This window comes from Mesorhizobium sp. M5C.F.Ca.IN.020.32.2.1 (genome assembly GCF_004023105.1).
Lineage (GTDB): Bacteria > Pseudomonadota > Alphaproteobacteria > Rhizobiales > Rhizobiaceae > Mesorhizobium > Mesorhizobium wenxiniae.
This window is the reverse complement of sequence record NZ_RZSX01001401.1, coordinates 1-937: the sequence shown is the minus strand read 5'-3', so window position 1 is coordinate 937 and position 937 is coordinate 1. Positions and strand designations below refer to the sequence as shown.

The window sequence follows — 937 nt, the reverse complement described above, 5'->3', positions numbered from 1 at the left end:
GGGTCATCATCGGGCGGTTCATCGACGCTCGAGGCGCCCCTTTCGCAACTCCGCTCGACGGACGCACCGTCGGCATCACGCTCGATGAACTGAAAGCGGTGCCCATCCGTATCTGCGCCGCCGGCGGCGCCCGCAAGATGGGGGCGATCAGGGCTGGGCTCGGCGGCGGATATGCGACACATTTTGTCACCGACATGGCCACCGCGAACATTCTCTTGGAATAACCGGCACTCGACTAACCAGCACTCGGTGGAACTCATCGTCTCGGGAGGACAATCATGGGCAGCAGCGACAGACCCCTTGTCGTCGGCCTCGACAGTTCCACGCAATCCTGCAAGGCGATTGCCTGGAGCCGGGACGGACGAGCCGTGGCGGAAGGCCGCGCGCCGCTCGATCTGATGAAGCCGAGGCCGGACTATGTCGAGCAGGAGGTCACCGACTGGTGGCGGGCCGCAACAGTGGCGCTGCGACAGCTTGTCGGCGCGGTCGATGCGAAACGCATCGCCGGTATCGCGATCTCCAACCAGCGCGAGACCGTTGCCCTCATCGACGGCGCCGGCGAGCCGATCGGACCCGCGAGCCTTTGGCTCGACGAACGCGCCGCCGGGCTGGTCGACCGTTTCGCGGCGGAAATCGGCCGTGAGCGGCTGCACGCGATCACCGGCAAGCCGATCGATGTGACGCCGGTGGTCTACCGCCTGAAGTGGCTGCGCGAGAACGAACCGAAACGGTTGGACCATGCGAAGAAAATCCTCGACGTGCACGGCTACCTGACGCTGAAACTGACGGGAACGCCGAGTGCGAGCTGGACGAGCGCCGATCCGTTCGGTCTCTTCGACATCTCGCGCAAGGCATGGTCGCAGCCGCTCCTCGATCATCTCGGCATCAAGCCGTCGCAACTTCCCAACGCGGTGCGGTCCGGCACGCGGGTCGGGAC

The 937-nt window shown here is 65.5% G+C and carries 2 protein-coding genes; both read left to right on the top strand.

Features of this window, described 5'->3' with window-relative positions:
• Window positions 1-224: sugar-binding domain-containing protein (locus EOA86_RS36335; protein WP_281035741.1), on the top strand; the 224-nt coding region annotated here is incomplete at its 5' end.
• 54 nt (window positions 225-278) lie between these two features.
• The coding region (locus tag EOA86_RS36330) for an FGGY family carbohydrate kinase (RefSeq protein ID WP_245497498.1) at window positions 279-937 on the top strand (659 nt) is incomplete at its 3' end.